This window comes from Nostoc sp. LEGE 12447, assembly GCF_015206985.1.
GTDB lineage: Bacteria > Cyanobacteriota > Cyanobacteriia > Cyanobacteriales > Nostocaceae > Nostoc.
In genome coordinates, this window is the sequence record NZ_JADEXT010000104.1 from 1 (window position 1) to 6959 (window position 6959).

Sequence of the window (6959 nt, forward strand, 5' to 3'; positions counted from 1 at the left end):
GTAGTGCTGCTCGGACTTGTGCTTCGGTTTTTTCAACAGCGTTGGCTAATTCTGTCATTGTTGGTTCGCGGTCTAGCTGTTGAGTGAGTTCATTTTTAGATTGCTCAATGACAATCATTTCTTGTACCTGTCTACCATAAGCGATTTCTTCCTCTGGCCTTAATAAAGGATACTGACCAATTTCTTGCAAATAGATGCGAACCATGTCGGAACTCAGGCTGGACATACAAACTTTTCGACTTTTTTAAACCAGGGGATTTAAAAGTATAAATCAAATAGCTCATTAAAATTTTCTATTTTTAACCGATTACCGTGGGTTTAAATTCCGCTGTTCAAAATCGCGCAAGTTTTGGGTCGGGGTCTAAATCCCCATCACAAAACTTAGTTACGAATTACGAATTATTTAATAGCCAAGGCATATCAATTCAGTCCTGCCTGAAGTAACCTCTGCTTTAACCTTGTGTACCTCTGTTGGTCATCAGTAGAGCGCACCGCCAGAGAGATCGCTTTTTTTGCGCCAACCACGATCGCTAACTTCTTGGCACGAGTTATACCAGTGTAAAACAGGTTCCGGGTCAACATCATATAGTGCTGCATATAGATTGGCAAAATCACCACCGGATATTCTGACCCCTGGCTTTTATGAATAGAAATGCTCCAGGCAAGGGCAATTTCATTCAGGTCAGCGTAATCGTAAACTACAGTCCGCTCACCATACAGTACTGTAACTTCCTGCTCTACAGTATCAATGCTTTGAATAATCCCCAGGTCGCCGTTGAAAACTTCACGGTTGTAGTCATTGGTTAGCTGGATGATGCGATCCCCCTCGCGTAATAAATTTCCACCTCTGTTAATCTCCACCTTGTTGGGGCTGGGTGGGTTGATCAACTGCTGCAATACTGTGTTCAGGTTACGAGTCCCGATTATTCCCCGTGTCATCGGGCAAAGCACTTGGACATCAGTGGCAGGATTAAAACCTAAGCGAGGGAGCAAGTCTGTAATCAACTCGCAGATTGCTTGCACTCCATGTTCAGGCTGATGTCCGCCGCCGTGCCAAATACAGTCGGACATGGGATTATCAGATATAGGCTCAATTGTGGGATACTGTCCCCGGTTGATTTGGTGAGCAGCAGTGATAATTGCACTTGTTTGAGCTTGGCGGAATACCTGAGTTAATCGCACTACTGGCACGCAACCAGAATTAATCAAATCAGCTAGTATTTGACCTGGACCCACAGATGGTAACTGGTCAATGTCACCCACCAACAATAGTAGAGCGCCAGCCAATACTGCTTTAAGCAAGGAGTACGCCAGAAACAAATCAAGCATCGAAGCTTCGTCAGCGATAATTGCCGTGTGGGGCAAAGGATTTTCGCTATCACGCTTGAAACCCCTTGAGCGCGGGTCAAATTCTAACAAGCGATGAATAGTTTTAGCTTCCAGCCCAGTCATTTCACCCAAACGTTGAGCCGCGCGTCCAGTGGGTGCAGCTAGGGCTATGGATTTACCCATTGCTTTCCACAGGCTGACAATCGTGTGAGTTGTGAAGGTCTTTCCAACCCCAGGACCACCAGTCAAAATCATGATTTTGGAGTAGGCTGCTGTTTCTACAGCTTGGCGTTGCTGTTGTGAAAGCTGGATTTTACGGCTGGCTGTAAAGCGCTCAATCCAATCACGCACACGCTCAATGTCAGTGCCAACAGGATTTTCCAAGCGTTGGCGTATCAGTTGAGCTAAATTCTGTTCCGTATGGAAGTAAGTTGGCTTGTAGCAAAGTAGTGTTTTCTCTTCATCCCGCTCTCTAATCAGGTCATCTGTTAGAGCCATATCTTTAATAATCATCGCAACCGCTTCTTCTGTGGGCTGATGAGATTCGGTAGTCAGCAGTTTGATTACCGACTCAATCAGTTCGCTTTGTGGCAGGTAACAGTGACCATCTTCGGCGGCAACACTTAGACAATGGATAATTCCCGCACGGTAACGAAATTCTGAGTCAGGCGCAATTCCGATATTTCTCGCAATCTTGTCAGCAGTCAGAAAGCCAATACCGTAGATGTCGGCTGCTAGCTGGTAGGGATTATGGGTTACTGTAGCGATCGCCTCATCCTTATATTGCTTGTAAATCTTCACAGCATAAGTAGTAGAAACACCATGCCCCTGGAGAAATACCATCACTTCTTTGATGGCTTTTTGAGTTGACCAAGCGTTTTTGATGAGAGTGATCCGCTTTTTAGCGATGCCCTGGACTTCAATCAGTCGTTCAATCTGGTTTTCGATAATGTCGAGCGTTTCTAAACCGAAGTGAGCGACGATACGCTTGGCTGTTACTGGACCTACACCTTTAATCAGCCCACTGCCAAGGTATTTCTCAATTCCAGTGAGAGTGGCTGGTTTGGTTTCTTGGTAATTGATGACTTGGAATTGTGGCCCAAACTGCGGATGGTCACGCCAGAAACCAGTTAGTTGTAGAGTTTGCCCTGGCTGAATATTAGCAAAGCTACGACAATTGTTGTGAGTTTGGTGCTACGGGGGCGGGTCAGTCTTGCCACTGTGTAACCCGATTCAGCAGAGTAAAAAGTTAAACGTTCTACGACTCCGGTGATTGTTTCGTGTTGAGGAAAGGCGTTTATTTGTTGAGGAGAAAGATTAGGAGGAGTGGACATTGCTTATGATCAGATGCCGCACATCATTATAATACTGGAATTCAGATGAATGTAGTACATAAATACTATATTTTTTTGAGATTACAGTAATATTAGATGAGAAAGTCAAAAATGCTGCTTCGCTATACGATGACTACGAGCGCAAGCTATGCAAGCTACGCCTCAAAGGTTGGTAAGAGTGAAATATGTTGTAAAAAACCGTAGATTTTACTCTAATAAAGCTTCAATTTGCCCTAACAACTTCTCTAAAACTTTTGCTTTATTAGGATCTTCCCAGACTTTAGCTTGCTTAATTCGCTGATAGGCTTCCTTCATCCGATTAGGCAGGATATTCGGCTGAGAAGACTTAGGAGGTTGAACTGATTGAATGTAACTTTTGATATCTCTAACTGAAAGATTTTTTTCAATAGTTTTCACTAGAAGTTGATGTCGCTGATCTTCGTCTTTCAATTGAGCGATGATGCGGGCTTTGGTATATTCTAGTTGTCCTTGGCGCAAAATTTCTAGAACATCTTTAGGTAAATTTAGTAAAGGTAGGCGATGACTACGAAAACTGTCTGGAGTCACCCTACCTATTACTGAAAATATCTTTTCTACCATTTCCCATTGGTTACGAACAACGTTGTTCGTAGTTTCTGTTTTTTGCTTTTGGAGGTTAGCAATATGATTGAGTAGGGAAATAACTTCTCCTTGAGAGCATTCCAAGCGGATAGATAGCAGTTGCAAAATAGCTTCAGTTTCCTCAACCGGATTTAAATCTTCCCGTTGCAAATTTTCGAGGAGGGCGACTTGGAAAGCATCTTGGTCATTGAGATGGCGGATAATAACCGGAACTTGCTCCATTCCAAGAGTTTGAGCAGCACGGTAGCGACGTTCACCAGCGATCAATTCATAATTACCGGATTCTAACGGTCGGACAAGCAGTGGCTGCAAGATGCCATGTTCACGGATAGAAGCAACTAGGCTTTCCATTGCTTGAGTTGAAAAATAACGCCGAGGCTGATGAGCCGCTAGGTGAATTTGAGTTATTAATAAAGATTGTTCAATAGATTCGTTTTCCGAAAGTTGAGGATTCTTGGTAACTCCTACTAAGTCCAGGAATTGTTTGGTTTTATTCGGAAATTCCATTTCATCTGCCATTGACAAGCGCCGCTTCGCCATATTACTCCTGTTCTGCCATTTCTCTGGCGATTTCTTGATAAGGTTCAATCAATTTTCTTTCTGTGGTATACCGATGAATTGGTTGACGCGCCAAGTTAGACTCTGGAAACTGAACAGACTTCGGAACTGGTTCAAAAATTTTGACCCCAGGGAGTTTAGTTTTAAGAGTTTTGAGAGCATCTTGGGTCGTGAGTGTACGGTCTGCCATTGTAGGCAAGACTCCTAAAATTTGCAAATTGGGGTGAGTGTCTTCATCACGAAGACTTTCAATAGTTTCCAATAATTGTCGTAAGCCTTCCAAAGCAAAGAACTGACATTGAACGGGGATCAAGACTGCATCTGCTGCCATTAGTGCATTTAGAGTCAACATCCCTAAGCTAGGTGGACAATCAATGAGGATATGAGCAAATTCTTGCCGTAAAGGATTCAATTTCTTTCTCAGGATTCGGCTATTATCTGCCGAGGTCAAAATTTGCTTTTCTCCAGATGCTAGAGATATGTCAGCCGGAATCAGCTTGATTCCATACTCGGTGTCAATAATAGTTTCAGATGCGCTCTGTTTACGATCTGTAAGTACTTCATAAGCAGTCATCTGCCCTGGCTGAATCTTGATTCCTAGACCTGTGGTTAAATTGCCTTGGGGATCAAAGTCAACTACAAGGCAGGAGGAACTTTCTGCCAGCAATCCACTTAGTGCAATAGTAGAGGTTGTCTTGGCTACTCCTCCCTTTTGATTAGTAACTGCGATAATCATATTTTCTTAGTACTATGCGATTTTTGATGAAAAAACATATATATATTAGTTACAGAATGAACTGATTCTATGACAATTTAAGTAGACCGCAAAGATTTTCACAAGTTTTACACCAAAGTAATGAAAAACTAATGTTCCAAATTGCTTGTTACCTAAAAAGCTAACTATACTTTCATTCTGGCCATGAGGAGCGATTTAGTGAAATAAATTGGCGCTTAAAATAAACTTATTTCCCAAAGTCCACATAAAATTTTCTGATGAAATCAAAAGAGCAATCGCCCAAGCTACCTAAACAAAAGCCAAAACCCAACGACCAAAGCCCAAAGCTTGACCTTGTTGCTTATAAACCAGTAGAGAAACAGCAGCCAACCTATCAGCCTGACATGACTCCCAGTGATGATCTGCCGTCAGTTGAGCAGCCAGCCCAAGCAGAGGTGATACCTCTTGTAAGGTCTAAGACAAACGCTGCTGAAAAACCGCAACATTTAGAGAAAAGTAAAGCCAAACGTACCTCTGCTGACAAGAGAAAATCCAAATTACCGCAACAGCCCAAGCAACATGGTCAATTGACAAAGAGCGAAGAAGAAGAAGAATTACCGCCAGAACCCTGTCAGCACATGCAATTCCTGGATTGCAACTCGGAGGTAGGGCGTGTGATATTCGAGTGCTATCACTGCAAGCAGGGGATAATCAGCGAGTACACCGGAGATCCCGTAATGGGCGAGTACAAAGGACGACCTTCAGTGATTTTCACAAAGGTAAAATGCCCCAACTGTGAGCAAACAGCGATTAGGCTGGAAGCAAGGGAAGTACTTTCAACAACAGCGATTCCTTCACCTTGGCAGGAATGATGGCACACTCCCTCTTCAAGAGTGATTGGTGAAAGATATTTACGATTGATGATGCAAATGAGATTTTTACCCTTAATAATAACTGCACTAACGGCACTGACACTAACTAGTTGTAGCACTACTACTGCTGAACAGTATGAAACTACAGCACTCACCAGTTACACCTGGCAAGTCAAATATGCCAATGATCTAACTAGCCAACCACAGCCACGCATTGAAATCTTTGCGAATACTTCAATGTTGAATCGGAATGGAGTAAAACCACCAGGAGCAGTTGTTGGCCCAGATGACAAAGGGCTATGGTGGCCTACTGTACCGCCGCGACCAAGTGTTGATGAAGTTGAACAACGTAAAAGACCTCAAGAAGAGGCAGGAAAACCTGAATTGATCAAAGATGTAAAGTACAAACTGACCTATGGGGTGGGTAATTCTCAGCAGACCCTACCTACTAATTATGATGTTTATCGGCAAGTAGTAAAAGCTTATCCCCAAAAAACTCCTTTGGAATTGACTTTGGATGTGAATGATAATTCAGTTGAGAAAGCTGAACCTGTAAGCAAGTGATAACGCACTCGTTACGTATTCAGCAAGAAGTTAGAGAGCAAAACTGAATTACTTTTCAACAATCTTATTGACACTAAAGTATAAATCAAGCTGTCAACACCTTATCTGCGAGACGCTACGCGTAGCTTGCTTCCCCGGAGGGGTACGAGGAATTCAAACATTTTAGACAAGACGCTCTCTACGAGACGCTGCGCGTAGCTTGCTTCTCCGTAGGAGTACGTGGACTCGCTTTCCGCGTTAGCAAGTCTTCGAGTGTCGCGTCTTGTAGACCCTTAATTCTTTGAATCAGTAGGGGCAATGGCCTTGAAGGATAATTAATTCAAAATTATTCTTATTCTTCCTGACAGAATTTTGAATTTCATTAAAGGGTCAACAATGATCTAAATTAATTTTTGCTGCGTTGATAGAAAAGATTTCAAAAAATTCTGTGGGGGCTATATGGGGGCTATGTGTACCCCAAAGCAGTTTACAGGCTTGAGCAAAATTTGACTCCTATATGGGGGCTATATGGGGGCTATATGGGGTACATTTGACTTTGTGAGATTTCACCCCACTTAGCCCCCAAGAGGTTATGATAATTTCTTGACGCTGAAGAAAAAAAGAGTAGTTATTTTATTCATCTCTTCTCTGCTCCCCACTTCACCTGAACAGATAACTTTCACAAATCAAAGTCTATTACCTTTCTCTTTATGTCTAACATTCACACCTTGCAAAAAATTTTTCCTGCTGGCTTTGATAACGGTTATGGAAGCCTAAAACTTTTAGTCGATGGCTTTGAAGTTGTTCGTGTCCCCAGCTATATAACCAATGCCGAGATGGAAGACGTACCTGGGAGGGTAGTTTTTAACGGTAGTGCTTACACAGTTGGAGAATCAGCTTTCCGTACAGGAAATTATTTTGACCGAAACACTGATAACAATGAAAACAAAGTCAATAATGCACTGTTGACATTATTCGGTGCATTGG

The 6959-nt window shown here is 42.7% G+C and carries 5 protein-coding genes and 2 pseudogenes; 3 read left to right on the plus strand and 4 right to left on the minus strand.

The features are described from left to right. The 4 genes and pseudogenes from IQ274_RS36005 to IQ274_RS36020 form a co-directional block, all read right to left on the minus strand. Positions 1 to 205 (minus strand): sigma-70 factor domain-containing protein (locus IQ274_RS36005; protein ID WP_322745451.1); only part of this gene is annotated, 205 nt, incomplete at its 3' end. Between the two features lie 215 nt (positions 206 to 420). After that, positions 421 to 2663: pseudogene (locus tag IQ274_RS36010) on the minus strand (ATP-dependent RecD-like DNA helicase). A gap of 207 nt (positions 2664 to 2870) precedes the next feature. Then, on the minus strand, positions 2871 to 3824 hold the full coding sequence (locus IQ274_RS36015; protein WP_163938943.1) for a ParB/RepB/Spo0J family partition protein: 954 nt from the start codon (positions 3822 to 3824) through the stop codon (positions 2871 to 2873). 1 nt (position 3825) lies between these two features. Next, complete coding sequence (locus IQ274_RS36020) at positions 3826 to 4578, minus strand: ParA family protein (RefSeq protein ID WP_069074509.1); 753 nt, start codon at positions 4576 to 4578, stop codon at positions 3826 to 3828. Between the two features lie 257 nt (positions 4579 to 4835). Between IQ274_RS36020 and IQ274_RS37935 the strand changes: the two genes are divergently transcribed. The 3 genes and pseudogenes from IQ274_RS37935 to IQ274_RS36035 form a co-directional block, all read left to right on the plus strand. Then, entirely contained in the window at positions 4836 to 5429 is a 594-nt protein-coding gene (locus tag IQ274_RS37935; protein ID WP_322745452.1) for a hypothetical protein, read from the plus strand. Between the two features lie 48 nt (positions 5430 to 5477). Further along, on the plus strand, positions 5478 to 5993 hold the full coding sequence (locus tag IQ274_RS36030; RefSeq protein WP_194145212.1) for a hypothetical protein: 516 nt from the start codon (positions 5478 to 5480) through the stop codon (positions 5991 to 5993). 689 nt (positions 5994 to 6682) lie between these two features. Continuing rightward, positions 6683 to 6959 (plus strand): annotated as a pseudogene (locus IQ274_RS36035) (hypothetical protein); the annotation flags it as partial.